The 25,130-nt window shown below is 65.7% G+C and carries 23 protein-coding genes, 1 tRNA gene and 1 pseudogene; 15 read left to right on the forward strand and 10 right to left on the reverse strand.

What is annotated here, in order from left to right; translation table 11 throughout:
* Nucleotides 1-1,298: pseudogene (locus GV368_RS02910) on the reverse strand (anti-phage-associated DUF499 domain-containing protein); the annotation flags it as partial.
* A gap of 116 nt (nt 1,299-1,414) precedes the next feature.
* Between GV368_RS02910 and rpmH the strand changes: the two are divergent.
* The 14 genes from rpmH (at nt 1,415) to GV368_RS02980 (ending at nt 16,043) form a co-directional block, all read left to right on the forward strand.
* Nucleotides 1,415-1,549: a 50S ribosomal protein L34 gene (gene rpmH, locus GV368_RS02915; protein ID WP_028875239.1), complete on the forward strand. Its 135-nt coding sequence runs from the start codon at nt 1,415-1,417 to the stop codon at nt 1,547-1,549.
* Nucleotides 1,546-1,935: a ribonuclease P protein component gene (gene rnpA / locus GV368_RS02920; protein WP_194240878.1), complete on the forward strand. Its 390-nt coding sequence runs from the start codon at nt 1,546-1,548 to the stop codon at nt 1,933-1,935. Before rpmH ends, rnpA begins: the two co-directional genes overlap by 4 nt.
* Nucleotides 1,920-2,129: a membrane protein insertion efficiency factor YidD gene (gene yidD / locus GV368_RS02925; RefSeq protein ID WP_142804041.1), complete on the forward strand. Its 210-nt coding sequence runs from the start codon at nt 1,920-1,922 to the stop codon at nt 2,127-2,129. The genes rnpA and yidD overlap by 16 nt, the downstream gene beginning before the upstream one ends.
* Before the next feature lie 37 nt (nt 2,130-2,166).
* Entirely contained in the window at nt 2,167-3,810 is a 1,644-nt protein-coding gene (gene yidC, locus GV368_RS02930; RefSeq protein WP_142804040.1) for a membrane protein insertase YidC, read from the forward strand.
* A gap of 31 nt (nt 3,811-3,841) precedes the next feature.
* On the forward strand, nt 3,842-5,197 hold the full coding sequence (mnmE, locus tag GV368_RS02935; RefSeq protein ID WP_169115352.1) for a tRNA uridine-5-carboxymethylaminomethyl(34) synthesis GTPase MnmE: 1,356 nt from the start codon (nt 3,842-3,844) through the stop codon (nt 5,195-5,197).
* A gap of 46 nt (nt 5,198-5,243) precedes the next feature.
* Nucleotides 5,244-6,032, forward strand: coding sequence for a sulfite exporter TauE/SafE family protein (locus GV368_RS02940; RefSeq protein WP_169115354.1), 789 nt, complete (start codon nt 5,244-5,246; stop codon nt 6,030-6,032).
* A gap of 88 nt (nt 6,033-6,120) precedes the next feature.
* Nucleotides 6,121-6,507 (forward strand): adenosylmethionine decarboxylase, encoded by a 387-nt coding sequence (speD, locus tag GV368_RS02945; RefSeq protein WP_142804037.1) that lies wholly within the window; start codon nt 6,121-6,123, stop codon nt 6,505-6,507.
* 4 nt (nt 6,508-6,511) lie between these two features.
* The gene (speE, locus tag GV368_RS02950) at nt 6,512-7,384 is read left to right on the forward strand and encodes a polyamine aminopropyltransferase (protein WP_142809742.1); all 873 of its coding nucleotides are present in this window, start codon (nt 6,512-6,514) and stop codon (nt 7,382-7,384) included.
* On the forward strand, nt 7,381-8,775 hold the full coding sequence (gene rsmB, locus GV368_RS02955) for a 16S rRNA (cytosine(967)-C(5))-methyltransferase RsmB (protein ID WP_142809740.1): 1,395 nt from the start codon (nt 7,381-7,383) through the stop codon (nt 8,773-8,775). Before speE ends, rsmB begins: the two co-directional genes overlap by 4 nt.
* Nucleotides 8,776-8,803: 28 nt before the next feature.
* A complete protein-coding gene (locus tag GV368_RS02960) occupies nt 8,804-9,346 on the forward strand; it encodes a DUF4390 domain-containing protein (RefSeq protein ID WP_169115356.1) in 543 nt (180 codons plus the stop codon).
* Entirely contained in the window at nt 9,343-11,481 is a 2,139-nt protein-coding gene (locus GV368_RS02965; RefSeq protein WP_142809736.1) for a sensor histidine kinase, read from the forward strand. The genes GV368_RS02960 and GV368_RS02965 overlap by 4 nt, the downstream gene beginning before the upstream one ends.
* Nucleotides 11,474-12,718 carry a sigma-54-dependent Fis family transcriptional regulator gene (locus tag GV368_RS11605; RefSeq protein WP_169115358.1) on the forward strand — a complete coding sequence of 415 codons (1,245 nt, stop codon included), beginning with the start codon at nt 11,474-11,476 and terminating at the stop codon, nt 12,716-12,718. Before GV368_RS02965 ends, GV368_RS11605 begins: the two co-directional genes overlap by 8 nt.
* A gap of 260 nt (nt 12,719-12,978) precedes the next feature.
* Nucleotides 12,979-14,049 (forward strand): uroporphyrinogen decarboxylase, encoded by a 1,071-nt coding sequence (gene hemE, locus GV368_RS02975; RefSeq protein WP_169115360.1) that lies wholly within the window; start codon nt 12,979-12,981, stop codon nt 14,047-14,049.
* The gene (locus GV368_RS02980) at nt 14,046-16,043 is read left to right on the forward strand and encodes a primosomal protein N' (RefSeq protein ID WP_206673230.1); all 1,998 of its coding nucleotides are present in this window, start codon (nt 14,046-14,048) and stop codon (nt 16,041-16,043) included. Before hemE ends, GV368_RS02980 begins: the two co-directional genes overlap by 4 nt.
* A gap of 3 nt (nt 16,044-16,046) precedes the next feature.
* Here GV368_RS02980 and GV368_RS02985 read toward each other — a convergent pair whose 3' ends face one another.
* The 8 genes from GV368_RS02985 to GV368_RS03020 all read right to left on the reverse strand — a co-directional run bounded on the left by GV368_RS02985 (nt 16,047) and on the right by GV368_RS03020 (nt 24,639).
* Nucleotides 16,047-17,729, reverse strand: coding sequence for a GGDEF domain-containing protein (locus tag GV368_RS02985; protein ID WP_328514225.1), 1,683 nt, complete (start codon nt 17,727-17,729; stop codon nt 16,047-16,049).
* Nucleotides 17,730-17,823: 94 nt separating this feature from the next.
* The gene (locus GV368_RS02990) at nt 17,824-18,330 is read right to left on the reverse strand and encodes a thermostable hemolysin (RefSeq protein WP_169115364.1); all 507 of its coding nucleotides are present in this window, start codon (nt 18,328-18,330) and stop codon (nt 17,824-17,826) included.
* A gap of 60 nt (nt 18,331-18,390) precedes the next feature.
* Nucleotides 18,391-20,964: a cation-translocating P-type ATPase gene (locus tag GV368_RS02995; protein WP_169115366.1), complete on the reverse strand. Its 2,574-nt coding sequence runs from the start codon at nt 20,962-20,964 to the stop codon at nt 18,391-18,393.
* Nucleotides 20,961-22,316, reverse strand: coding sequence for a sensor histidine kinase (locus GV368_RS03000; RefSeq protein ID WP_169115368.1), 1,356 nt, complete (start codon nt 22,314-22,316; stop codon nt 20,961-20,963). Before GV368_RS03000 ends, GV368_RS02995 begins: the two co-directional genes overlap by 4 nt.
* On the reverse strand, nt 22,313-22,990 hold the full coding sequence (locus GV368_RS03005; protein ID WP_142809720.1) for a response regulator: 678 nt from the start codon (nt 22,988-22,990) through the stop codon (nt 22,313-22,315). Before GV368_RS03005 ends, GV368_RS03000 begins: the two co-directional genes overlap by 4 nt.
* 10 nt (nt 22,991-23,000) lie before the next feature.
* Nucleotides 23,001-23,621, reverse strand: a complete 621-nt coding sequence (locus tag GV368_RS03010) for a cytochrome b/b6 domain-containing protein (RefSeq protein WP_142809718.1) — start codon at nt 23,619-23,621, stop codon at nt 23,001-23,003.
* Nucleotides 23,622-23,633: 12 nt separating this feature from the next.
* Nucleotides 23,634-24,194, reverse strand: a complete 561-nt coding sequence (locus GV368_RS03015; RefSeq protein WP_142804023.1) for a diheme cytochrome c — start codon at nt 24,192-24,194, stop codon at nt 23,634-23,636.
* Between the two features lie 16 nt (nt 24,195-24,210).
* Nucleotides 24,211-24,639 carry a DUF1924 domain-containing protein gene (locus tag GV368_RS03020; protein WP_206673231.1) on the reverse strand — a complete coding sequence of 143 codons (429 nt, stop codon included), beginning with the start codon at nt 24,637-24,639 and terminating at the stop codon, nt 24,211-24,213.
* Between the two features lie 64 nt (nt 24,640-24,703).
* On the opposite strand from GV368_RS03020, the gene GV368_RS03025 reads away from it, so the two are divergent.
* Nucleotides 24,704-24,970, forward strand: a complete 267-nt coding sequence (locus tag GV368_RS03025) for a hypothetical protein (RefSeq protein ID WP_169115370.1) — start codon at nt 24,704-24,706, stop codon at nt 24,968-24,970.
* Nucleotides 24,971-24,975: 5 nt separating this feature from the next.
* On the opposite strand, the gene GV368_RS03030 is transcribed toward GV368_RS03025, so the two are convergent.
* Nucleotides 24,976-25,051 (reverse strand) — tRNA-Arg (locus tag GV368_RS03030).
* Nucleotides 25,052-25,130 lie beyond the last annotated feature (79 nt).

Below are 25,130 nucleotides of genomic sequence, written 5' to 3' on the forward strand. Positions count from 1 at the left end.
CGCGTGACGACGTCTTTCCACGGCGTGCGGCGGTTGTCCTTGCCGGAGGGCCAGAGGTACTCCTCGGCTTGCGCGAAGTACTCGTCTTTTGTCAACTCGCGCACGAGCTTGTAATCTGCTCTTGGGCTTGCGAGCAGACTCTCGATCTGAACTTCGGCGGACTGATCGCCCTGGCCGATCTTCAACCCCTGATCGATGGTGACACCGGCCAACACGTCACGACCATCGACCGGGTTGTTCACCGGGAAGTAGAGGCGGTTGTAGGCCGCCGACAGGGCCTTGCCGAAGCGGTCTTCCGCTTCTTCCAGTCGGTCGCGCGAATCTTCGAACAGCGTGTCGCCGGGGCGAAGCCGTTTGTGGATCTGCTCGATGGCGTAGAGCTCGCGCAGACGCTCCTCGACAGCATCCGCCAACAAGCTGTCCTGACCCGTGAGCACCAGTAGGTTGTTCTTCTCCTGCTGATAGTCGAAGAAGTTCGGGAGCTTACTGGGGGGAACCTTGCCATCGGGCTTGATGACGATGAGTGTCCTGGGGCCTCCGAGCTTCAATTCGTCGAGCTTGGGCAGGACCTGAACATCCTGGTATGCAATCTTGCGAACTGGCTCGAGGATGCCGGTGAGCCGATTGATCAGCGCCTGATCGATCTTGGGCTGAGGAATCTCCTTGGTGTTGCGCTCGATTTGGCGCGAGAGATTTTCCGTTTCCTTGATGAAGATGAAGAAGCATTGCTCTTCCCCGTGCAGGTACCAGGCAGCCTCGCGCAGCCGCTGCATGGCCTGAAGGAACTCGTCGGGCTTGCGCTGCGGGGCGGCCAGGAACTCGATGAGCTCGATCTCGTCCTTGGCATGATTCGGGATTTCGTAGATCTCGTTGGCATCCTCCGCGCAAAGCTGGCTTGCGATCTCACCCCAGATGTAGTTGTCCGGGTTGTTGCGACCGCTGAAGGTGGCGATGCGTGCAGTGCCAAAGTCCACACGCGCGGCGAGATCGGGAGGGAGGACATCGGAGCACAGGTGTGGGTGACGCGCCAGCAGTCCGAGCGCGATCATCATGTGCGTCTTACCGCCACTCATGGCTTGGGCGAGCTCGAAGACCGCTTGATCTGACTTTCCCGACAAGCGCAGCAACTCCTCGTGGAACAGCTGCGCCATGCCGTGGGTGATGAAATTGCGTGAGAAGAACTCCCTCCCGTCCCCCTCGTCATTGATGAGCCCTGCCAAGTTTTCGATCTCTTGGCTCATCCGGTAGTCTCGGATGATCGGATTGAACCGGCAAGCCTGCTTGACCGTCTTGATCATGGACTTACCCAATAGTGATTTGTTGGAGCTGAATCATGGATAGTGTATCGTTTTTTCCTTGACATGTCCTCTGCTTGTCTGTTAAATAACGAAATTTTCCCGTTCGAGGTAGTCCCATGAAACGCACCTATCAACCCTCCAAGATCCGTCGCAAGCGTACCCATGGTTTCCTCGTGCGCATGCGCACCCGGGGTGGCCGCTCCGTGATCCGGGCGCGGCGGGCCAAGGGTCGTCATCGCCTGGCCGTTTGAGCGGCGAGATCCCGTCTGAGGCGGAGGCACGTTTTCGCCGTGCCGACCGCCTGCTGCGACCGTCCGAATTCTCGCGCGTCTTCACGGCGCGGCGGGTGATCCGCGGGCGTTTTTTTTCCGTCCACTGGAGCCCCAACGAGCTGGGTCGCCCGCGTCTGGGGCTGGTGGTGGCAAAGAAGCTCGTGCGCCGCGCGCATCAGCGCAACCTCGTCAAGCGCATCGCCCGCGAGACTTTCCGTCTCGAAAAAGCGCGGCTGCCGGCTTGCGACGTGGTGGTGCGGCTGAGCGCGCCGATCGTCGAGGCCACGCGTCGGATGCTGCGCGAGGATCTCCTTTCCTGCTTCGAGCGGCTTGCGCGGGAGGCCGGCAAATGCGCCGCCTCCTGATTGCGCTCATCCGGGGTTATCAAGTGGCGATCAGCCCTTGGCTGGGGCGTAACTGCCGGTTTTACCCGAGCTGCTCGCAATATACGTTGGAAGCGATCGAGCGCCACGGGGCCGTGAAAGGCTTGTGGCTGGGGATGCGGCGCGTGTTACGTTGCCATCCCTTTCATCCCGGCGGGCACGACCCTGTGCCATAATTCGCCGATTATTTTGCCCGTTTTCCAGGATGGATCCATGGAGCAACGCCGTCTGATCCCGTTGTTGGTGTTCCTTTTCTCGTTGGTGATGCTGTGGGAGGCGTGGTTGCGCCACAACCAGCCGGCGCCGCAGCCGCAAGCCGAGCGTCCCGTCGCAACCCAACAGGGGGCCGGTCTGGGTGAGGTACCCCAGTCGCAGCGGGCCGCCGTGGCGCCGGCTTCCGGAGCGATCGAAGAGGCCCAGGCGCGCCGCATGGTGGTCGAGACCGATCGCTTTACCGCGGAGATCTCGGAGCGCGGTGGCGACATCGTTTTCCTCGCCTTCAAGGACCACTCGGCGCGTGAGGATCACAGCAAGCCCTTCATACTCTTCGACGATGGCCGCGCCGGCCACGTCTATCGGGTGCAGTCGGGGCTGATCGGAGCGGGCCTGCCGAACCACCGCTCGCAATGGCAGCTGCCGGCCGAGGCCGTACGGCTTGCGCCAGGGCAGGACGTGCTGGAAGTTCGGCTCACGGCTCAGGCGGACGATGGGGCGCTCGTGACCAAAGTGCTGCGTTTCAAGCGCGGCGAATATCTGGTCGAGGTGCGCCACGAGGTTGCCAACGCGGGCACGGCGCCGATCGAAGCGTCGACGTATTATCAATTCCTGCGCGATGGCTTGCCGGCCGAGGAGCATTCGCTCTTCGGGGTTCGCACGTTCACCGGCCCGGCGATCTATACCGCCGAGAGCAAGTACAAGAAGATCGACTTCGAGGACGTGCTCAAAGGCAAGGCGGAGTTTCCGCGGCTCGCGCAGGATGGCTGGATCGCCATGGTGCAGCATTACTTCGTCGCGGCTTGGTTGCCGCAGGAGGGGGTGCAGCGCGAGTTCTACGTCCGGCCGGTGGAGGGGGGCTTGTTCCAGGCAGGCGTGATCCTGCCGCTGGGGACGGTCGCGCCGGGTGAGGCGAAGGAGGGATCGGTGCGCCTCTATGCCGGGCCGCAGACGCAGAGCGTGCTGGGTACGCTCGCGCCGGGGTTCGACCTGGTGGTCGATTACGGTTGGTTTACGGTGATCGCCGCGCCGCTCTTCTGGGTACTGTCCTGGTTGTACAAGCTCACTGGGAACTGGGGCTGGGCGATCGTGCTGGTGACGGTGCTTCTGAAAGCGATTTTCTATCCCTTGTCGGCAGCGAGCTACCGTTCGATGGCCAAGATGCGCGCGCTCACCCCCCGACTGCAGCGCCTCAAGGAGCTCTATGGCGACGACAAGGCGCGCATGCAGCAGGAGATGATGCGCATCTACCAGGAGGAGAAGGTCAATCCGCTGGGCGGCTGCCTGCCCATCCTGGTGCAGATCCCGGTTTTCATCGCGCTTTACTGGGTGCTGCTCAATAGCGTCGAGATGCGCCAGGCACCGTGGATCCTGTGGATCCAGGATCTGTCGATGCGTGATCCTTACTTCGTGCTGCCCCTCCTCATGGGCGCGTCGATGTTCGTGCAGATGAAGCTCAACCCGCAGCCGGTCGATCCGATGCAGGCGAAACTGATGCTCGCCATGCCCATCGTGTTCACGGTGATGTTCCTGTGGTTCCCTGCCGGTTTGGTGCTCTATTGGCTGACGAACAACGTGCTGTCGATCGCCCAGCAGTGGCTGATCACACGGCAGATCGAGGCGGGTGGCAAGGCGTCGAAGTGAGGTCGGCGAGGGCGTGAGCAAAGAGCGGCACATGGAAGGAGCGCCGCGCGAGGTGATCGCGGCGATCGCCACCGCACCGGGGCGCGGCGGCATCGGTGTGGTGCGGGTCTCGGGCCCGGGGCTCGCGGCCTTTTCCGAAGCGCTGCTCGGGCGGGTGCCGGCGCCGCGCAGGGCGACGTTTGCACGCTTTCGCGATGCGCAGGGCGCGGTGATCGACGAGGGGTTGGCGCTGTACTTTCCGGCGCCGCATTCGTTTACCGGCGAAGACGTGCTGGAGCTGCACGGACACGGCGGACCCGTGGTGCTGCACCTGTTGCTCGAGCGCTGCCTCGAGCTGGGCGCTCGGCTCGCCCGTCCCGGAGAATTCACCGAGCGCGCCTTTCTTGCCGGCAAGATCGATCTGGCACAGGCTGAGGCCGTGGCCGATCTGATCGACGCCTCCACCCGGGCTGCGGCCCGAGGGGCGGCGCGCTCGCTCACGGGGGAATTCTCCCGCGCCGTGCGCGCGCTGCAGGAGCGCCTGATCGAGGCGCGCATGTGGGTCGAGGCTTCGCTCGATTTTCCCGAAGAGGATCTGGAACTCATCGCCGCCGCGCGCATCCGCGAGAAGGTCGCCGAAACGCTCTCCACTCTCGATCGGCTGCTCGAGAACGCGCGCCAGGGAGCGCTGCTGCGCCGGGGGCTGCACGTGGTGATCGCCGGTGCGCCCAACGTCGGCAAGTCGAGCCTGCTCAATGCCTTGATGGGGGAGGAGCGGGCGATCGTCACCGACATCGCCGGCACCACCCGGGACGTGCTGCGCGAGGCCATCCAGATCGAGGGGATTCCGCTCTACGTGATCGACACGGCGGGACTGCGGGCCACCGACGATCCGGTGGAGCGCATCGGCGTGGCGCGTACGCGCGAAGCGATCGCGCAGGCAGACGTGGTGCTCGCGCTGCGCGCGCTCGATCGATCCGAGCCGACACCGCTCGAGGAAGTGCTGGCGCTCGCTCCACCCGAAGTGCCGGTGATCGAGGTGGTGAACAAGATCGATTTGACGGGTGAGGCGCCGCGGCGCGAGACGGGAGCAGGTGGGCGCATCCGCGAGCGCGTGTGGCTGTCGGCACGCACCGGCGAGGGTCTGGACCTGCTGCGTGCGGCGCTGCTGGAGGTGGCCGGCTGGCATGCCCAGGGGGAAGACGTGGTACTGGCGCGCGAGCGGCATCTGGAGGCCTTGCGCGAGGCGCGTGGCTCGCTCGCCGCGGCGCTGGAAACGGGTGAGGCGCTCGAGCTTCTCGCCGAAGAGCTGCGCATGGCCCACCGGGCGCTCGGACGCATCCTCGGAGAATACGACGTGGAGGATCTGCTCGGCGAGATTTTCAGCCGATTCTGCATCGGAAAGTGAAGAGGTCGCCGGAATGTTCCACGTGGAACATTCGCAAGGAGGAGCAATGGGGTTCGAGGATTTGAGCTGGGTGTGGCTCGCCCTGGGTGGGGCGGCCTTTCTCGCGGGGCTCGTCGATGCGGCGGTGGGCGGCGGGGGGCTCATCCAGGTCCCGGCTTTGTTGCTCGCTTTTCCGCAGTCGCCGCTCGCGGATCTCTTTGGCACGAACAAGGTCGCTTCCGTGGTGGGAACGGCGTCGGCGGCACATCAATATCTGCGACGCATCGCCCTGCCGGGCGCGTTGTTGGCGACGGTGGCGACGGCGGCCGGGCTGGGTAGCTGGTTCGGGGCGAGTGCGGTGACGCATTTCCCGCGTGAATGGGCGCGGCCCATGGTGCTGGTGCTGCTGAGCCTGGTGGCGGTCTATACCTTTGCCAAAAAGGACTTTGGTCTGCAGTCTCGCACTACGGCTTGGGAACGGGCCGATCTGGGCCGGGCGACGGGCATCGGCTTGGTGATCGGGTTCTACGATGGTTTCTTCGGCCCCGGGACGGGCAGTTTCTTCATCTTCGCCTTCGTGCGTCTGTTGCGCCTGGATTTTCTCCATGCGTCGGCCTTGGCCAAGGTCGGCAACGTGGCGACGAACGTTGCGGCCATCGCCTATTTCTGGGGCCATGCGCACATCGCCTGGGCGTTGGGGGGGTGGCTTGCGCTGTGCAACGTCCTGGGTTCGCGTGTCGGCAGCGGCCTGGCGCTGCGCCATGGTTCCGGCTTCGTGCGCAAGCTCTTTCTCGTCGTGGTGGCGGTGTTGATCGCGCGCTTGAGTTGGGAACAATTGTCCCCATACTTATTCTGATTGCGGGCACGCCGCAGTGGAAACGAACGTCTTTGGGCAGTTCGTTGTATAATTTTCGGTTTTCCATGGCTGGCCGGGAGAAGTGGAGATGAACGGTCTTCATCTGATTGCGGATCTCTATGATTGCCGCTGCGATGTCGCTCTGCTCACCGACCGGGAACGGTTGGAGACCTTGTGCGTGCAGGAGTGCCGTGAGGCAGGACTGACGCCGCTGGGCGCTTATTTCTATCAGTTTCGACACGACAACGGCGAGAATGCCGGCGTCACCGGCACGGTGGTGTTGGCCGAGTCTCACCTGGCCATCCATACCTGGCCCGAAACGGGCAACGTCACGCTGGACGTGTACGTGTGTAATTTCTCCAAGGACAACTCCGAGCTCGCCAGGCAGGTGTTTCGCCGTGTGATCGAAACGCTCAATCCGATGGAGGTGGTGAGCCATTCGGTGGTGCGCGGTAAGATCGCGCCGCGGGAGTGAGGCCATGAGCGAGCGGACGACGCGGCTGTGGGAGTCCTTGAGTGATTGGAGCGGCTATTATTTCGACGTGACCGAGTGCCTGGAACGCGGTCGCAGCCGCTACCAGGAATACGAGGTATGGGTCTCGCCGCTTTTCGGGCGCATGTTCCGCCTCGATGGCTGCGCGATGACGAGCGAGACCGATGAGTGCATCTATCACGAGAATCTCGTCCATGTGCCGGGGCTCGCGCATGCGGGGCCGCGTTCGGCGCTCGTCATCGGCGGCGGCGATGGCGGTTCGGCCGAGGAGCTCTTCAAATACCGCACGATGCAGCAGGTGGTGCTCGTCGAGCTCGACGAGAAGGTGGTCGAGCTCGCACGCACCTATTTTCACGCGGTGCATCGCGGCGCGCTCGACGATCCGCGTCTGGAGCTGCGCGTGCAAGACGGCCTGGAATACGTGCGCCGCGTGGCTCCGGCCGAGGGAAGGAAATTCGACCTCGTGGTGCTGGATCTCACCGATCCGGTGGGGCCGGCGGCGGCGCTCTATCAAGAGGAGTTTTTCCGGGCGTGCAAGGCGTTGCTCGCCGAGGGTGGGGCGCTGTCGCTGCACGTGGGGGCGCCGGATCATCAGCCCGAGCGGGTGCGCGAGCTGCTGCGGCGCCTGCGCGCGGTCTTCGCCCATGTTCGTCCCCATCTGCACTACATCCCGCTCTACGGGGCGAACTGGACGCTCGCCTGTGCTTCCGACACGCTCGATCCGGCATCGCTCGACGCGGCGACGGTGGACGCGCGCATCGCCGAGCGGGGATTGCGCGACCTGCGCTATCTCGACGGCGAAACCTATCGGGCGCGTTTGGTCATGCCACGCTATTTGCGCGAGATCATGCAGCCGTGAAGGAACGCTCGCCGGCTGCGGCCGGACGCAATGTTTCACGTGGAACATCGCCCGAGGTCGATCCCCGCACCTTGAGCGGTGCGATCGAGCTCGCAGCCCAGGTCGTCGACAGGGTCCTCGCGGGACACAATGCGCTGGAGCATTATCACGCCCTGCGTGCGGCGCATCCCGTGACCGAGCCCGGCGCCTGGGGGCGGGTGCGTGATCTGGCCTGGAGCGCTCTGCGTGACTACGGTTGGGGGCGCTGGGTGTTGGCGCGGCTCGCTCCTCGTGGCGTACCCGAGCCGGTGCTCGCCCCTTTGCTGGTGGCGCTGTCGGCGCTGCGCGACGGTCCGCGCGATGCGCATGCGCTCACTCATCAGAGCGTGAGCTGTGTGCGTGCGCGGCAAGAACGTCTGGCAGGGTTCGCCAATGCCTTGTTGCGCACGTTCCTGCGCGAGCGCGAGGTGCTGCACCCCGAGGCGCTCGCCGAGGCGGCGCGCGCGAGTGCCGCCGTGCCCGCGGTTGGGCCGGAGGAGCAGGACGTGGCGGTGGCGCATTTCCGCCATCCCCGTTGGTGGATCGACAAGGTGCGCGCGCAGCATCCGCTCGAGTGGGAAGATGTGCTGCATGCCGGCAACACCCATCCACCGATGGGTTTACGGCTCAACCGCCGCCGCATCGACGAAGACGAGGCGCTCGCGCGGTTTGCCGAGGCCGGCATCGCCGTGCGTCAGGTCGGTCCGATGGCGCTGCTGCTGGAACGGCCGATGCCGGTGGCGAAAGTCCCCGGCATCGCCGAGGGTTGGGTCTCGCCCCAAGACGTGGGGGCCCAGTTCGCGGCGCGTCTGCTCGCTCCGGTTGACGGCGAGCGCGTGCTCGATGCCTGCGCTGCACCGGGTGGCAAGAGCGCGCATTTGCTGGAGTTGGCCGATATCGAACTCACGGCCGTCGATGTCGAGGAGTCGCGGCTCGCGGCGCTGCGCCGTGCTCTGGCGCGGGTGGATGTACCGGTGCAGATCGTTCGCGGCGACGCGCGTCATCCAAAGCGCTGGTGGGATGGTAAGCCGTTCGATGCTATCCTCGCCGATGTGCCGTGTTCCGGCAGCGGCGTGGCGCGACGTCATCCAGACATCAAGTGGTTGCGCCGCGCAGAGGACGTTGCCGGTTTCGCCCGCCAACAGGGTGAGATCCTCGAAGGCTTATGGCCTTTGCTCGCGCCGGGCGGGCGGCTGTTGTACGCCACTTGTTCTCTTTTCGCCGAGGAAAACGAAGAGCGAGTGCGGGCGTTTTTGAAACGTCATCGCGATGCACGGGCCGTTCCTCTCGAGGGGAATCGCGAGACGATCACTCTTTTCCCGGACGAGACGCACGATGGGTTCTTCTACGCGCTGTTACGCAAAAACCATTGATTCATCTCGCCGCCGAACCCTGATCGCCATGGGGGCGATGGTATTGGGCGGGTTCGGCCTTGGGGCGAGCGCTCGGGAAGTGACGGCCAAAATCGCACACGCCCGACTATGGCGCAACGAATCCGGCGCTTGGTTCCTCGATGCCGACCTGAACATGGAGCGTTTTCCTCCAATGTGGGAGGATCTGCTACAACGGGGCATCGAGCTGCCGCTGCGGCTCGAGCTGATGCTCTATCGTGAGCGTTGGTACTGGAGCGATCAGCTGGTCTATGGCAAATTTTGGCGCATCACGATAAGGTATCGGCCCGTTACCCAGGATTGGCTTCTTTCCGTGGGCGAATCGACGCACGCGTTTTACGATCGAGAATCGCTGATGCAGGCATTGCGGAAGATCCGCGCCTGGCCCGTGGCTGGCGACATCTTCAACCCGCTAACCGACGTGCGTGCGGAACTGAAACTGGCCGTCGATTTGAGCCGATCGCCGCAGACGGTTCGGGCAACGGCCCTGGGGAACGATGATTACGTTTGGGTGGTCGAGCCTTATCGCTGGTATCCGTGGAGAGAACGATGAATCGCGGCCTGATGGTCGTGATTCTCGCGGTGGTGGCGATTTCGATCTTTCTGCTCGCCACCGCGAGCAGCAATACCGACGTTTTCGGCAGTGCTTTTCCTTACTTTCTGACCCTGAATGCGGCGGTGGTGACCGGTCTCGGTGTGCTACTTGGCCGTCACGCCTGGCATCTCTATCGTCAGTACCGGCGCAAAAAGTTCGGTACACGCCTGCGCGTACGCTTGACGCTGATGTTTACCGCCATGGCACTCATTCCGGCGGTGATCTTGTACCTGGTGTCGATGTTCTTCGTCGTGCGCTCGATCGAGACGTGGTTCGACGTCCGGGTCGAGAGGGCATTGGAGAGCGGCGTGGCGCTGGCGCGCAATACCCTCGACAATCTGGTCTTGAAGGCTCGGCGCGATGCAGAGACCTTGCGCACCCACATTGCCCGAGAGGGGAGTTTCGACGTCGACACGCTGACGCCGTTGCGCGAGAATCTGGGGCTCGCCTCGATCACGGTACTCAACGCCAAGGGAACGCCCTTGGTGACGGTGAGCCCCGACGATCGATGGCTGAGCTCGGTGTTGCCGTCTTCGGTCGAACTTCAAGTGGCGAGGAGTACGGGGATTTTCCACCGTGTGGATACTCCCCCGGACGGTGTTCCCGTGATCCGGGTGGTGGCGGCGCTGGAGGCGCGCACGCCGGGTGCGACGTTCGAGGCCGCTTTCGTTCAGATGGTGCAGCGGGTGCCGTGGAACATCAGCGAACAGATCGATGCCGTACAAACTGCGTACCAAGACTATCAGCAGATCGTGGTCGGAAAGGAGGGGCTACAGCGCATTTATGCGCTCACGCTCACGATCACGGTGCTGCTGTCACTGCTTGCGGCACTCGCACTGGCAATGTATCTGTCGCGTAAGTTCATCGCGCCGCTGATGGTGTTGGCGGAAGGAACGAGGGCGGTGGCATCGGGCGACTACCGGCCGCTTGCCCCGATCGCGGCGCGCGACGAGCTGGGAGTGCTGACGCGCTCGTTCGATGCGATGACGCAGCAACTCGCACAGGCTCGGCAGGCAGCGGAAGAATCGCGCGCCCAGATCGAGGCGGCGCGCGCTTACCTGGAGACGATCCTCGCCAACCTCAGCACGGGCGTGCTGGCGTTCGATGTGGAAGGGAAGTTGACCATCGCCAATGCCGCGGCTTCTCGTATCCTCGAAGTCGATCTGCAGGGGTGCACGGGGATTGCGCCCTCCTGCTGGACGATCGAGCCGGAGTTTTCCACCTTGATCGCCGAGCTCATCGGTCGTGAGCCGGCAGGTCCCATCGAATGGCGCCGTCGCTGCGCCGACGGGCACACGCAGATCTTGCTGCTGCACGTGGCCTCTCTGCCGACCCGCCACGGCAGCGGTCGCCTGGTCGTGTTCGACGACGTCACCGACCTCGTGCAGGCGCAGCGCACCGCCGCTTGGGGCGAGGTGGCGCGGCGCCTCGCGCACGAGATCAAGAATCCGCTCACCCCGATCCAGCTCTCGGCCGAGCGCTTGCGCTACAAGCTCGCCGATCGTCTCGATCCCGAGGCGCGGCAGATGCTCGAGCGCGCCACGCAAACGATCATCGATCAGGTGGAGGCGATGAAAAACCTGGTCAACGCCTTCCGCGATTATGCTCGTCTTCCCGCGCCGAAAAAGGACTGGCTCGACGTGGAATCCTTGTTGCGCAGCGTCCTCGTCCTGTACGAATCCTCACCGGCGCGCCTGGAGCTCGACTTGCCTCAGGAGGCTTTGCCGGCGCTGCGGGCCGATGCTTCCCAATTGCGTCAAGTGTTGCATAATCTCATCCAGAATGCGCAGGATGCGCTGGAGGGACGTCAGGACGGCCTGATCCGCATCGAGCTTGGGCGCAAGGCGGATACCCTCACCCTCCGGGTGCTCGACAATGGCCCCGGATTCCCTTCGGAACTCCTACGCCACGCGTTCGAGCCCTATTTCACGACCAAGCCCAAGGGGACGGGGCTGGGTCTGGCGGTGATCAAGAAGATCCTCGATGATCATGGCGCGAGGGTCCGTCTGGTCAACCGGGCGGAAGGAGGGGCGATGGTGGAGATCGAATTCCCGCTCGGCGACGACGTACGTGAAGGAGGTCGCGATGGCTAGAGTGCTCATCGTCGACGATGAAGTCGGTATCCGCGAGTTGCTGCGTGAGATCCTCGAAGACGAGGGTTATGCCGTCGAGACGGCCGAGAACGGGCTGCAAGCGAACGAGCGCCTGGAGACGGAGCGACCCGACGTGATCCTGCTCGACATCTGGATGCCCGACGTCGACGGCATCACGCTCCTGCGACAGTGGATGGGACGGCAGCCGCCAGCGCCGCCGGTGATCATGATGTCGGGTCACGCCACGATTGACACGGCGGTCGAGGCAACCCGGATCGGAGCGATCGATTTTCTCGAGAAACCGATCTCGATGCAGAAACTGCTGCCGGCGATCAAGGTGGCGGTGGCGCGCTCTCGTCAGGCAAAAATTCCCAACGAGGTAGTGATCGGGCGACTGGGCGAGCATCCGCTGTTGACCTCCGTGCTCGAAAAAGCAAGGGAATCTTTGCAGCGCGAGCGGGTGCTTTATCTGCAAGTGGCCGATTCATTCCTCATCGAAGCGTTGGCGCTGGCGCTCAAGTTACGCGAAGGTCCTTGGCTCGATCTCGGTAGCGAGACCCAACCACTGTCACGCGAGAAACTTCAGCGCGCTCGAGGTGGGCATTGGTTCGTCCTGCGAGCCCAGGATCTCACACGACTGCAACAGAAAAATCTCTGTTTCGCGCTCGAGCGACGCGACGAATATCAGGCCAAGGTGGTCGTCTTCGGTCGTACGCCGGCCGAGGCATTGGCCAAGGAAGGGTGGCCCGAGCTGCTGAGCACGGCCTTTGCGCGGTGCTGTGTCCCAGTGCCGAGGCGGGAGGAGGCATTGCGCGTCCTCGACACCCTGATGCCCTTGGCTCTGTCGGAAGTTGCCAAACGGCGCGGGAGCGATACCGTACCCCGATTGCCTCCCGGTAGCATGACACGCATGCCAAAAGGGATGCTGCCCCAAGAGATGGACTTGCTGGGGTTGGCCGAGGCCTTGCTCGATGCCGATGAGGGGGGCGTCGTGTCGCAGGAGGCGATCGAGCGGATTTTCGGGCTTCCTGACCAACCGACGCTGGAGCGCTTGCTTACTTTACCCTTGCGTGAGGCGCGCGAGGCCTTCGAACGGATGTACTTCGAGCGACTCCTCGAACGAGAGGCCTTGCCCATGAGCCGGGTGGCCGAGCTTGCCGGTTTGGAGCGCACGCACCTCTACCGCAAGATCAAGCAGCTTGGGCTCGCGATCAAACGCGGGCAGGAAGTCGAGTGAGAAACCGTCGCTCGCAGTGACGGGCGGGCGGCTCGAAGAACCGTCGCGAGCGGCTGCATGGCGGCGTTGCGCGGTGCTCGCTCCCTCGCCTATCTACTTGGTATGTCTCGGTTGCTGCGCTACCTTCCGCCTTGCGCTTCATCCAGTTCGCTCATTTCTTCAGCGTCTCCCTAGGAGGTATTTTCCAGAGTGCCCGCCGGGTACGGTGTCCGCTTTTCGTATAATGCGGGCTGTCCTGTGCGCCACGGAGCCGCTACCCCATGCCTTCTCTGAAAAACGACCGTCTCCTGCGGGCGCTGCTGCGCCAGCCCGTAGATCGCACGCCGATCTGGTTGATGCGGCAGGCCGGGCGCTATTTACCCGAATACCGCGAGACGCGCCGACGGGCCGGCAGTTTCCTCGCCTTGTGCAAGGATCCTGCCTTGGCCACCGAAGTGACGCTCCAGCCGCTTGCGCGCTTCGGGCTCGATGCGGCGATCCTCTTTTCCGACATCCTGACGGTGCCCGATGCGATGGGGCTGGGGCTGTATTTCGTCGAAGGCGAAGGTCCGAAGTTCGAACGGCCGCTGCGCAGCGAATGGGAGATCCGCAATCTTGCTGCCCCGGATCCCACGGTGGAACTCGCCTACGTGCTCGAGGCGGTGCGGCATATCCGGCATGCCCTCGACGGCTCGGTGCCCCTGATCGGTTTCTCCGGCAGCCCCTGGACGCTTGCGTGCTACATGGTCGAAGGGGGAGCGAGCGAGGATTACCGTACGGTCAAGACGTTGCTCTACTCCCGCCCCGATCTGATGCACCGCATCCTCGAGGTGACGACGCAGGCGGTGACCGATTACCTCAATGCCCAGATCGAAGCGGGAGCGCAGGCGGTGATGCTCTTCGATTCCTGGGGCGGGGTGCTCGCCGAGGAAGCCTTCAAGACGTTTTCCCTGCCGTATCTGGCGCGCATCGTCGCGGGCTTGCGCCGTGAGGCGGAAGGCCGCATCGTTCCCTCCATCGTCTTCACCAAGGGGGGCGGCGTGTGGCTGGAAGATTTGGCCAGCATCGGCGCCGATGCCGTGGGTCTGGACTGGACGATGGACATCGGCCGGGCTCGGGCTCTGGTCGGGGACAAAGTGGCGCTGCAGGGCAATCTCGATCCGGCGATCCTCTTTGCGCCGCCCGACGTGGTGGTACGCGAAGCCTGCAAGGTGCTCGAAGCCTTCGGGTACGGTTCGGGGCACGTCTTCAACCTGGGGCACGGCATCTCGCAGCACACGCCGCCGGAGCACGTGGCGGCGCTGGTCCACGCCGTCCAGACCGAGAGCGTGAAATATCACCAGAAGGCATGAGCGAGGGGATGCGCCGGGTCCAGGTGCTGCTGCCGTTTCCCGGCGAGGGGTTGTTCGACTACCGGGTTCCCGAAGCGGTCGTGCCGGGGCAGATCGTGCGCGTGCCCTTCGGTCGCGGCGCGAAGCTGGGCATCGTCTGGTCGCTCGAGGCGGATCCGTCCGTTCCTGACGAGCGGATCAAAGCGGTGGAGGCGGTCTGGCAGGGGTTGCCGCCGCTTGCCGCGGCCGATCGCGAATTGCTCGAATTCACCGCCCATTATTATCTTGCACCGCTCGGCGAAGTCGTGGCGGCGATGCTGCCTCCTGCCCTGCGCCGGCGCAAGCGCGAACCCCGTACGGCGAAACCGGACGCGGGTGGGAGCACGATGACGGTCGGGCTGCTGCCCGAGCTCACGCCAGGGCAAAGAGCGGCGCTCGAGGCGGTGCCGCGGGAAGGGTTCTCGGTGACGCTGTTGCACGGGATCACCGGCAGCGGCAAAACGGAAGTCTACCTGCGCCTGATCGCCGACTGTCTCGCCCGAGGGCGGCAGGCGCTGCTCCTGGTGCCCGAGATCGGCCTCACGCCGCAGCTCACCGAGCGGGTACGCGCCCGTTTCTCTTCGGCGCGCATTGTGTGCCTGCATTCGGATGCGCCCGCCAGCGAGCGTTCGGCGGCCTTCGTGGCGGCGCTGCGCGGCGAGGTCGATATCGTCCTCGGCACGCGGCTCGCGGTGTTCGCGCCTTTCGTGCGGCTGGGGCTGGTGGTGGTGGACGAGGAGCACGATCCTTCCTACAAACAGTTCGAAGGGGTGCCCTACTCGGCGCGCGATCTGGCGGTCTGGCGCGCGCGCCGGTGGAACGTGCCGATCGTGCTCGGCTCGGCCACGCCCTCGCTCGAGAGCTGGGCGGCTTGCGAGGCGGGCCGCTACCGGCGCGTGGCTTTGTCCGCCCGGCCGAGCGGCCAACCGCTGCCGACGATAGAGCTCATCGATACGACGCAGACGAGCGCCGAGGAGGGCGTGAGCGAGCCCCTTGCGCGGGCGATCGAAGAGACGCTCGGGCGCGGTGAGCAGGCCCTCGTTTTCCTCAATCGCCGCGGCTATGCGCCGGTGGTGCGCTGCGGCCATTGCGGCTGGGTGAGCCGCTGCCCCAATTGTTCGGTCAATCTCGTCTTCCACCGCGACGATGGCCGGATGCATTGCCACCACTGCGGTCATCGCGAGACCCCGCCGCGAGCCTGTCCCGAGTGCGGCGCGCTCGACTTGCGGCCCATCGGCCGGGGCACGCAGCGGCTGGAGGAGCGGCTGCAGGCGTTGTTTCCCCAGGCCCGGATCGCCCGCATCGACCGCGACGCGGTGAAGACCTTGCCCCAATGGGAAACCTTGCTCGAGGAGGTGCGCGCGGGGCAATACGACCTGCTCGTGGGCACGCAGATGATGGCCAAGGGGCACGATTTTCCGTCGCTCACGCTCGTCGGCGTGATCGGGGCCGATGCCGGGCTCTATGCCGCCGAAGTGCGAGCCACGGAACGGATGTTCCAGCAGTTGATGCAGGTGGCCGGCCGGGCCGGCCGGGCGGGCGCGCCGGGTCGGGTGTTGATACAGACCGAGTTTTCACAGCATCCGCTCTTTCGCGAACTCGCGGCGCACGACTATGCGGCGTTTGCCGGAAGGACGCTCGCCGAGCGTCGGGCGCTGCGTCTGCCGCCTTTTGCTTTTCAGGCGCTGCTGCGCGCCGACGACGAGGCATTGGAACCGGCGCTCGCGTTCCTCGAGGAAGCGCGAAGCGCCGCCCGTAGCCTTGCGGCAAGCGAAGCCTGGCCGATCCGGGTGTTCGATCCGGTCCCGATGCGTCTCGTGCGCCTCGCGCGTCGTGAACGGGCCCAGCTGCTCGTCGAGGGGGATCACCGTCCTGCGCTGCATGCTTTCCTCGAGCGTTGGGCCGGGGCTTTGCGTGAGTTGCCTCATCCCCGTTCGTTGCGCTGGCGCCTGGAGGTGGATCCGCTCGAGACTTGAGGCTCACTCGCGACGGGCTTCGGGCGCGACCACGACCCGATTTCTTCCCCCCTCTTTCGCTGCGTAGAGCGCGGCATCTGCTCGAGAAAGCGCCGCATCGAGCGTCGTCTCTCCGGGAGCGACGGCAGCCACGCCCACGCTGATCGTCACCGTCTCGCCGCCGCTGCCGGGGATACGCACGCGCTCGGCCGCGCTCTGGCGCAAGCGCTCGGCGAGCTGCCGTGCCCCGGCCACGGTGGTATGGGGGAGGACGACGGCGAATTCTTCGCCGCCGAGACGTCCGGCGAGATCCTGCTCGCGTAGCGTCTCGCGCAGGATAGCCGCCACTGACCGCAGGACCTGGTCGCCGGCGGCGTGACCATAGCGATCATTCACCTGCTTGAAGTGATCGAGGTCGAACATGAGCACCGCGATCGGCCATGCGGGATCGCGTTCGGCGAGCAGGCGTTCCCCGGCAGTGAAGAAGGCGCGCCGGTTCGCCAGGCCCGTCAAGGAATCGGTGCCGGCCTGGCGGCGCAGCTCGGCTTCCATCTGCTTGAGGGTGGTGATGTCGGTGAAGATCACCACCGCGCCGCCATCGGGCAGAGGCGAGACGGTCAGCCGTATCGGCACGGCGTGCCCGTCGCGGTGCAGGAAGTAGTCTTCTCCGGGGGGAAAGGAGCGTCGTTCGCGAACGGCCTGGTGGATGAGGCAGGCCTCGCGGGGCATGACCGTGCCGTCGGGATAGCGGGAATGCAGCACCTCATAGGCGCATCGGCCACGCATCTCATCGGCCGTATAGCCGAGGATGCGTTCGGCGGCCGGGTTCCACAGCACGACGTTTTCTTGGGGATCGACGGCGAAGATGCCTTCGCCGGCCGATTCGAGCAGCACTTCGATGGTGCGGGCGCGTTGCTCGGCGAGCTGCCATTGTTCCTCGGCTGCGCGCAGCAGCCGGTTGCGTTCTGTGACGTCGACGGCCACGCCGACGATGAGTTCGATGCGGCCCGCCTCGCCATCGATGGGCGTGAGGGTGGTCTGGAATTGACGGCAGCCGACGTTGGGAATCTCCAGGCGCTCCTCGTAGCGCAGTGTCTTGCCTTCCTGGAGGCAGCGGCGGTACATCGCCTCGAAGTGCGCCGCCTGCTCCGGGGCGAAGAGTTCACGAGGGCGCGCGCCTTTCCAGACTTCGGGGGAGACGCACAGGAGCTCGTACAAAGCGCGGTTGCCGGCGAGATAGCGAAATGCGCCGTCGGGCTCTACCGCCACCAGGAACATGAGCTCTTCCAGGTGCTCGACCATGGAGCGAAAGAGCCGCTCGCTGCGCGCGAGGCGCTCCTGAGTGAGGATGCGTTCGGTGACGTTGGCGATGAATCCGTACCACAGCACCGACCCGTCGGGTTGGCGCTCGGTACTCGCTTCGCCCTCGGCCCAGACGATGCGCCCGTCGGGCAGTACGTGCCGATAGAGAAGGCGCCAGGGTTCGAGCGTGGCCATCGACCGATCGGAAGAGGCCATCATCGCCGCGCGATCGTCGGGATGCACGGTGGCGAAAAAGGCCGAGGCGTCTTCACGCAGGAGTTCCGGATCCACGCCACACAGGCGTTTCATCCCCTCGCTCGCATAGGGAAAGGACATGTGCCCCTGCGGCGTGCGTTTGAAGACGTAGATGACTCCGGGCAAGTGCTGGCTGATTTTGTGCAGCACATCCAAGCGACCCTCCACGTGGAGGGGAGGCGTAGGAAAATTGGCCTCGGTCGACATGGCGTTCTCTCACGGAATTTTTTTTCGTAAGCTTACCTCAGTATCCCTGCGAAAATACGCTCATGGCAGGGAGGGATTCAGGGGGAGGCATATCCAGGTGCGGCAAGACCACTCGCATCGTCGTGCCGCGACCGTCCGCCCCTTCCTCGGCGCCGACGCGGCCACCATGGAAAGCCACGATGCGCTGTACGATGGCGAGTCCCAGTCCGGCGCCGCCGCTGGGGCTGCCGACTTCGACGATGCCCTCGCGCACGCCTCCGGGAAGGAGGGTCTGTACCGGGGCGTCGAGATAGTGCTCGAGGAAGAACGGCGTCTCGCCCCGGCGCAGCGCGAGCGCCGCCCGCACCTGGCCGGTGGCATCGCGCAGGGCGAGGAAGGGCCCGCGCGGCTGCGCGATGTGCGCCCCGTACCGGGCCAGATAGATGTCCTGTACGAATCGGGCGATCTCCTCGCTCGATGTTTCGTTGTCGGCCACCCAGGCCGCTTCCATGAGTCTGCCGGAAGTTTCCTTTTTCGGCCGAGCGGTACAGCTGATCGTCGCCATCGGGATCTCCTCGTTTCGTCGCGATGGGAGATACGATACGGCGGCGAACTTAAGGAAAGCTTAAATGCCGTCTCCTCGGCGAAATGCGCGCAAATGGCGCCGCAGCCAACTCTTGGCGGCTTCCAGGAGCAGCAGCACACCGGCACCGACGGCGAGCGTGAGCGCCACGTCATCGGGGTGCAAAGGGCCGAAATGCAGCAGGTCGCGCGCCGGCGGCCACAGCAGGACGACGGCGGAGAAGGCGGCGACGAGGCCGGCGATCGCCGCCAGCATCGGGTTCGGGCGCCGGAACGCTTCCCGCAACGAGGCCGAGAACGAGCGGTCGATAAGCACGAGCCCCAGCAGGCTCGTCACGAGCGAGAAGAAGGTGAGGGCGCGCACTTCTTCGTCCGACAGGCCGCGCGCCACTGCGCCCAGCAGCACGCCGGTCACGAGCGCCAGGGCGAGCGCCCCTTGGGCCACACCCCAGGTGAGCAGCGGCCAGGAGAAGAGCGGTTCCTGCGGTGGCCGCGGTGGGCGGCGCATCACGTCGTCCTCTTCGGGTTCGGCCTCGAAGACGAGGGAGCAGACGGGGTCGATCACCATCTCCAGCAAGGCGATGTGGATCGGACCGAGCACCAGCGGCAGGCCGAGCAGCAGGGGCAACAGCGCCAACCCGGCGATCGGCAGATGGACCGCGAGGATGAAGAGCATCGCCTTGACGAGGTTGTCGTAGATGCGCCGTCCCAGGCGGATCGCCTGCACGATGGCGCCGAAATCATCGTCGAGCAGCACGAGCGCGGCCGCTTCGCGGGCGACGTCGGTGCCGCGCCCGCCCATGGCAATGCCGATGTGCGCGGCCTTGAGCGCCGGGGCGTCGTTCACGCCGTCGCCGGTCATGGCGACGACCTCTCCGGCCGCTTTCAGGGCTTCGACGAGGCGCAGTTTCTGCGTGGGGGCGATGCGGGCGAAGACCGTCACCTGCGACGCCCGTCGGCGCAGCTCGGTCTCGTCGAGCCGCGCCAGTTCTTCGCCGGTCATCACCTCGTCGGCGGCGATGCTGGCGGCCCGGGCGATCGCCCGGGCGGTGGCCGGATAGTCGCCGGTGATCAGCACCACACGCACGCCCGCCGAATGGCACTGTGCCACCGCTTCCGGCACGCCGGGGCGCAGAGGGTCGGCGAGTCCGGCCAGACCGACGAAGGAAAAGGCGAAGGCGCGAGGGTCTTCCGGCAAAGGATCCTCGGCGCCCTGGGCGCGGGCGAGCGCCAGCACCCGTAAACCTTCACCGGCCATTGCCTCCACTTGCGCGAGCAATGCCGCGCGCGCCGCCTCGTCCATGCGACACAGGGTCGCGATCGTCTCGGGGGCACCTTTGCTGGCGACGAGGATCTCGCCTCGAGCCGAGCGCCACACCCGCGTCACCGCGAGCAGCTCTGGCCGCAGGCCGTATTCCTTTACGGGGGTGAGATCGGAGGTGACCGGCTGCGGGCAGTGCCGTTCCAGCTCGTGGAAAGCGAGTTCCATCGGATCGAAGGGATCGTCGGCGCTCGCGAGCCGGGCACACTCGGCCTGCGCCCGGAAGGGTTCGGGTAGCAGGGAGGCGTCGTCTTCCCTCGTCCAGGCCGATCCGTCGGGTCGGCGCAGGGCGACCACGCGCATGCGGTTCTCGGTCAAGGTCCCGGTCTTGTCGGTGCACAGCACCGTGGCCGAACCGAGCGTCTCGATGGCGGCGGCGCGCCGCGTCAGTACCCGGGCGCGCGAGATGCGCCAGGCGCCCATCGCCATGAACACGGCGAGCACGACGGGAAATTCCTCCGGCAACATCGACATGCCCAGCGCGATGCCGGCGAGGAAGGCTTCGGTCCAGTTGCCGCGCAGGCTGCCGTAGAGTAGCGTCGCGGCGAGCGCCGTGGCCGTGCCGAGGGTGGCGAAGAGTCGCACGATTTGCCGTGTCTGGCGCTGCAGGCGCGGTGGTTCGGTGTCGATGTGCGCCAGCGCCGTGCCGATCTTGCCGAATTCGCTGCGTGCCCCCGTGGCGAGGACGCGCGCGAGCCCACGGCCGCGCACCACGAGCGTGCCGGAGAAGACGTAGGGCAGATCGTCTCCGCCGGGCGAGGGCGGCGGCAAAGAAGTTCCGGGGTGCGGAGCGGTTTTGCGCACGGGGACTGATTCGCCGGTGAGCAAGGATTCGTCGACCAGCAGATCCTGGGCCTCGAGGAGCACTGCGTCGGCCGGGACGCGGTCGCCCTCGGCGAGCACGATCAGGTCTCCTCGTACCACTTCCCGTCCCGGGATGCGCTGCCGCTGCCCGTCGCGGATTACCAGCGCCCGTGGGCTGGAGAGTTCGCGCAGCGCGGCGAGCACCCGTTCGGTGCGGCTCTCCTGGATCGTGGTGATGAGCACGGAGAAGACGGCGAAGACGAGCAGCACCAGCCCTTCGGTCAGGTCGCCCACGAGCAGGTAGATCCCCGCGCCGGCGAGCAGCAAGAGGAGCATCGGTTCGCGCAATACTTCGCCCACGATGCGCCACGGCGTGCGCCGGCGCTCCTGCGGCAGCTCGTTCGGTCCTTCGTCGGCGAGGCGGCGCCGGGCCTCTTCGCTCGAGAGTCCGCGCGACGTCTCCTCGGTGTCGGACGGGGGTGATTCGCTCATCGGTCGGTTCCTTCGGGCGGTACGGGAAGGATGAGGGTGAATCGTGCCCCGCCCAGGCGGCTCTCATCGGGCTCGACGCGGGCGCCGAGGAGTTCCGCCGCTTCGCGCACCAGCGTCAAGCCCAGACCCGTGCCCGGGGCGGCGGAGTCGCGCGCAAAGGGGGCGAACAGCTTTTCCCGGCGATCCGGGGCAATGCCGGGGCCGTCGTCCTCGACGTCGAGCCGCACGAGGTTCCCCTCTCGGCGCAGCGAGATTCGCACGGTACTGCCCGGCGGCGTGTGACGCAGTGCATTGCCGACGAGATTGCGCACGATGAGGGCGAGCGGCTCCGGTGCGAGCAGGGCGGGCAGCGTCTCGGGCAAGTCCACCTCCAGCGTGTGACCGAGGGCTTGGGCCTGCGGCCAGAGGAGGGCCAATTCCTGACGAACGACTTCGGCAGCGTCGATGGTTCGTCGTGGCCGGCGCGCATCGTGTCCCAGGCGCGCGAGCGTGAGCAATTGCTCGATGAGCTGGGCGGCGCGGGTCGTGCCTTCGCGCGCGGCTTGCATCGCTTCACGGCGGCGCGCCTCGTCGCCTTCGACGAGGGCGGCGTCCAGATGCGCCGCGATCGCGGCGATCGGCGTGCGCAGTTCGTGGGCGACGTCGGCGGTGAAGCGCCGCTCGCGCTCGAAGGCTTGGGACAAGCGGGCGAGCAGCTCATTGACCGCCCCTACCACGGGTTCGAGTTCCTGCGGCGCATCGGGCAAGTCGACCGGCTCGAGCGCGTCCGGGCGACGGCGACGCAGGGCTTGCGACAGCGCCATGAGCGGGCGTAATCCTCGCCCGATCGCCCACCAGGAAAAAAGTGCGAGCGCACCGGCCCCCACGCTGAGGGTTTCCACCGAGTGTTCTACCAGCTCTTCGGTGAGTTCGCCGTGCAGATCCAGCGGATGCGCGGCGAACACCCGCGCCCCGTCGGGGCGGGTGCTGGCATAGGCGCGCCAGCCCGGTTTGCCGGGAAGACGATGAAAGCCGTCCTCGAGCCGGGAAAAATCGGCGCCCGGCGGCAGCGAGCCAAAGCGCACGATCTCCCCACCCCCGGGATCGAGCACCAGCACGCCGGCGTGCTTGCCAGCCTTTCGCGCTCGTTTGTCCGGCGGTTCGGGGTACGCCGCTTCTCCTCGGCCCAGCGGGACCGCGGAAATCGCCTCGACGCTTGCCACGAGCCGCGCATCCAGCAGCTCCCTTGCCTCCTTGCTGCTTTCCCTCACGACGTAGGCGAGTGAGACGAGCCAGAAGAGCGCCACCCCGGCAAGTAGCCAGAGCGTGAGGCGCAGGCGCAGCGAATGGCCGAGCCGGCGCCAGAGGGTCATCGTGCGGCTCCTTGCGCCGCCGGACCCAGGCGATAACCCAGACCGCGCACCGTGTCGATGATGTCCGGATCGATCTTGCGACGCAGATGATGGATGAGCACCTGCAGCACGTTGCTGTCGGGAGCTTCGTCCGCCTCGTAGAGCGCCTGCTCGAGCTGGATCTTGGTGAAGACCCGGCCCGGGCTGCGCGCGAGGCGCTCGAGCAGGCGGTATTCCATCGCCGAGAGTTCGACCGGCGAACCGTCGAACCACACGGCATGCCCCGCCGTATCCAGGCGCAGGCGCCCCAAGTCGATGAGCGAGCGTGACCGCCCTTCGCCGCGGCGCACCAGCGCCCGCAGACGGGCGGCGATTTCTTCGAGCGGTGCGGGTTTGACCACGTAGTCGTCCGCTCCTTCGTCGAGACCGGCGATGCGGTCGGAGAGCGCGTCGCGCGCCGTCAGGATCAGCACCGGCGTGGTAAGCCCCTCGGCGCGCCAGCGCCCGAGCGCGTGCATGCCGTCCTCGTTAGGCAAGCCCAGGTCGAGCACCACGGCGTCGAACGGTTCGGACCGCAGCAGGCGCGAGGCGGCAGCCGCCTCCCGCGCCCACGCCACGTTCATGCCCAGGGCTTCCAGCCCCCGTTCGAGGCCCGCACCGAGCAGCGCATCGTCCTCGACGAGCAAGACCCGCATCTTCCCTCCTTCAGCTGCGCAGCAGCCAGTACACCGCCACGGCCACCCAGACGAGCAACACGACGGCCGCGGCGGTGTAGGGCCGCGCGATCGCTTCCTGCGGTGCGCCGCGTTTCACCCCCAGCACCATCGCGCGGACGAGATTCTCGCGATGGGCGAGACTGCCGACGAACACCCCGGCCAGATGCACCAGCACCACGGCGAGCATGAGGTTCGCCAGCGCCTCGTGCGCCTTTTCGACGAACTTGCCGCCGATCTCTTCGTAGGCGCACCATCCGACGAGGGGCGTGAGGACCCCGAGGGCGAGCAGGGCGAGGATGGCGATGCCACCGGCCGGATTGTGCCCGGTGTAATGGGGCGGCTGCAAGCGTATCAAGCCGACGAGATAATCCCACGTCTCGCGCCAGGGACGCACGAAAGAGGAGAATCGCGCCGACCACGGGCCGACGAAACCCCAGACCACGCGAAAGAGGGCCACCGCCGCCACCGTGCCGCCGGCGGCGACGTGCACCAGGCGCAGGCGCTCGGATTCGCCGGTGAGCCAGGCGACGATGAACCCTACGGCCATCAGCCAGTGCCCGAGCCGCACGACGGCGTCCCAGATCAATACCTTGTTTTCGTTCGGCTCCATGACGAGGCTCCGTTAGTCCTTGTAGGGACCATAGCCGGGGATGTCGATCTCGCGCTCGCGGTACGAGCCTTCTTCGGCCCGCTTGTGGCAGGCGCCGCAGTTGGCCGGGGATTTCACCCGAGGGTCGCGCCAGGCCGCGGCGGGAACTTCGTCGTGCTCTTTTTCGAACCAGCGCGTTCGCGTGATGCGCGGCGGATCTCCCGCACCTTGCGTGCGACGGCCATCGCCCGCATTGCGCACGAGAAAGTCGGTGAGCTCCTGCGCCGTCTGCGGGGACAGTGAGGCGTCGTCGCCGTAGTGGTGCGCGAGGTCGGCCATCACTTTGCGCCAATCCTCGGCCGAGAGCAAGGACGGCGGGAAGGGAACGTGGCAGCTGCCGCATTCCTGACGGTAGAGCGGCGAGAGCGGCGCCCCTTTGCTCTTGTCTTTATAGCGGGTCTCGTGCTTCTCCTGTTCGGCGCGTTCGTGCCGCTCTTCGGCCGAGACCACGATCGGCGCAGCGATGAGGGCGGCGCACAGGGCGGTGGTGAAAAGATGTCCGTAGCGACGGTAAAGTCGTTCGATCGCATTCATGTCGGGTCTCCTTCGGTCATTGGCGCACGAGCCAGGCGAGAAAATCGGCTTTCTCCGCCGCCGTGCATTCGCGTCCCACCACTTCCTTGCAGTTGCGGCGGAACCATTTTTCGATCTTGGCCTCGTCGGTGAACCGCTCGGGATTGGCGCTCACCGCGAGCGGCGCGATCGTCTTGCCGGTGACCACGTGTTTGCCCGCTTGCCGGGGATCGTGGCCATGGCAGGCATGGCAGCCGGGCATGTCGGCCGACACACCGTGATTCTGGCGATAGAAGGCTTCGCCGCGGCCGGGGTCGGGGGTGAAACCCGGCTGTTCCTGGGCGGCGCGCTGCGCATAGCGCTCGGCCATCGTCGCCGGCGTTTCGGCCACGGCGCAGAGAGAAAAGCCGGAGAGCAGGATGGAAAAGAGCCAGGTGGCTCGCTTGCGGAAGATCGGGGATTTCATGGCGACCTCTTCGTCGTGATGCGCACGTGCTCATTGGAGCACAGGGGCCTTAACGGGGAGTTAAATGCCCATCGCGTTTGGCGAGCGCGAGTGCGGCGTCGGCACGATCGAAAGCGGTGTACTACGGCAGGCGCTGATGTTCGTCTACTTGGATGATGTTGCTCGGATCGTTTGCTCTGAGCGCCTTGCCCTGGAGCAGGAAAGAAGAGCGTGGATGGTTGTTGCGCGCGCTCAACAAATTTTTGGTGAGGTCTGCAACGATATTCGTGCTGTTGGTCGGGTAAAACGAATGTTTTGTGGTTGGCTGCCCACCGAGGGTGGTAGGAGGTAAAATTCTGGCGCGCCCGGCAGGAATCGAACCTGCGACCTTTGGCTTCGGAGGCCAACGCTCTATCCCCTGAGCTACGGGCGCTTCAAGGGGCGGTATTATCTCATACAACGCGCGGATTGTACCCAAGCGAGAGTCGGGATGGCATCAGGCACGTCCCTTT

The sequence above is a fragment of the Tepidiphilus baoligensis genome (assembly GCF_012911495.1).
In the GTDB taxonomy this organism is placed as follows: Bacteria; Pseudomonadota; Gammaproteobacteria; order Burkholderiales; family Rhodocyclaceae; genus Tepidiphilus; species Tepidiphilus olei.

What these genes read in the sequence shown, in the direction of transcription:
- speE (WP_142809742.1), top strand. Translation starts at nt 6,512, where the DNA reads ATGAGCGAGCGGACGACGCGGCTGTGGGAGTCCTTGAGTGATTGGAGC.
- rpmH (WP_028875239.1), top strand. Translation starts at nt 1,415, where the DNA reads ATGAAACGCACCTATCAACCCTCCAAGATCCGTCGCAAGCGTACCCAT.
- GV368_RS02980 (WP_206673230.1), top strand. Translation starts at nt 14,046, where the DNA reads ATGAGCGAGGGGATGCGCCGGGTCCAGGTGCTGCTGCCGTTTCCCGGC.
- yidC (WP_142804040.1), top strand. Translation starts at nt 2,167, where the DNA reads ATGGAGCAACGCCGTCTGATCCCGTTGTTGGTGTTCCTTTTCTCGTTG.
- GV368_RS03010 (WP_142809718.1), bottom strand. Translation starts at nt 23,621, where the DNA reads ATGGAGCCGAACGAAAACAAGGTATTGATCTGGGACGCCGTCGTGCGG.
- GV368_RS02965 (WP_142809736.1), top strand. Translation starts at nt 9,343, where the DNA reads ATGAATCGCGGCCTGATGGTCGTGATTCTCGCGGTGGTGGCGATTTCG.
- GV368_RS03015 (WP_142804023.1), bottom strand. Translation starts at nt 24,194, where the DNA reads ATGAATGCGATCGAACGACTTTACCGTCGCTACGGACATCTTTTCACC.
- speD (WP_142804037.1), top strand. Translation starts at nt 6,121, where the DNA reads ATGAACGGTCTTCATCTGATTGCGGATCTCTATGATTGCCGCTGCGAT.
- GV368_RS02990 (WP_169115364.1), bottom strand. Translation starts at nt 18,330, where the DNA reads ATGGCGACGATCAGCTGTACCGCTCGGCCGAAAAAGGAAACTTCCGGC.
- GV368_RS11605 (WP_169115358.1), top strand. Translation starts at nt 11,474, where the DNA reads ATGGCTAGAGTGCTCATCGTCGACGATGAAGTCGGTATCCGCGAGTTG.
- GV368_RS02940 (WP_169115354.1), top strand. Translation starts at nt 5,244, where the DNA reads ATGGGGTTCGAGGATTTGAGCTGGGTGTGGCTCGCCCTGGGTGGGGCG.
- GV368_RS02995 (WP_169115366.1), bottom strand. Translation starts at nt 20,964, where the DNA reads ATGAGCGAATCACCCCCGTCCGACACCGAGGAGACGTCGCGCGGACTC.
- mnmE (WP_169115352.1), top strand. Translation starts at nt 3,842, where the DNA reads ATGGAAGGAGCGCCGCGCGAGGTGATCGCGGCGATCGCCACCGCACCG.
- GV368_RS03005 (WP_142809720.1), bottom strand. Translation starts at nt 22,990, where the DNA reads ATGCGGGTCTTGCTCGTCGAGGACGATGCGCTGCTCGGTGCGGGCCTC.
- GV368_RS03020 (WP_206673231.1), bottom strand. Translation starts at nt 24,639, where the DNA reads ATGAAATCCCCGATCTTCCGCAAGCGAGCCACCTGGCTCTTTTCCATC.
- yidD (WP_142804041.1), top strand. Translation starts at nt 1,920, where the DNA reads ATGCGCCGCCTCCTGATTGCGCTCATCCGGGGTTATCAAGTGGCGATC.
- GV368_RS03000 (WP_169115368.1), bottom strand. Translation starts at nt 22,316, where the DNA reads ATGACCCTCTGGCGCCGGCTCGGCCATTCGCTGCGCCTGCGCCTCACG.
- hemE (WP_169115360.1), top strand. Translation starts at nt 12,979, where the DNA reads ATGCCTTCTCTGAAAAACGACCGTCTCCTGCGGGCGCTGCTGCGCCAG.
- GV368_RS02960 (WP_169115356.1), top strand. Translation starts at nt 8,804, where the DNA reads ATGGGGGCGATGGTATTGGGCGGGTTCGGCCTTGGGGCGAGCGCTCGG.
- GV368_RS03025 (WP_169115370.1), top strand. Translation starts at nt 24,704, where the DNA reads ATGCCCATCGCGTTTGGCGAGCGCGAGTGCGGCGTCGGCACGATCGAA.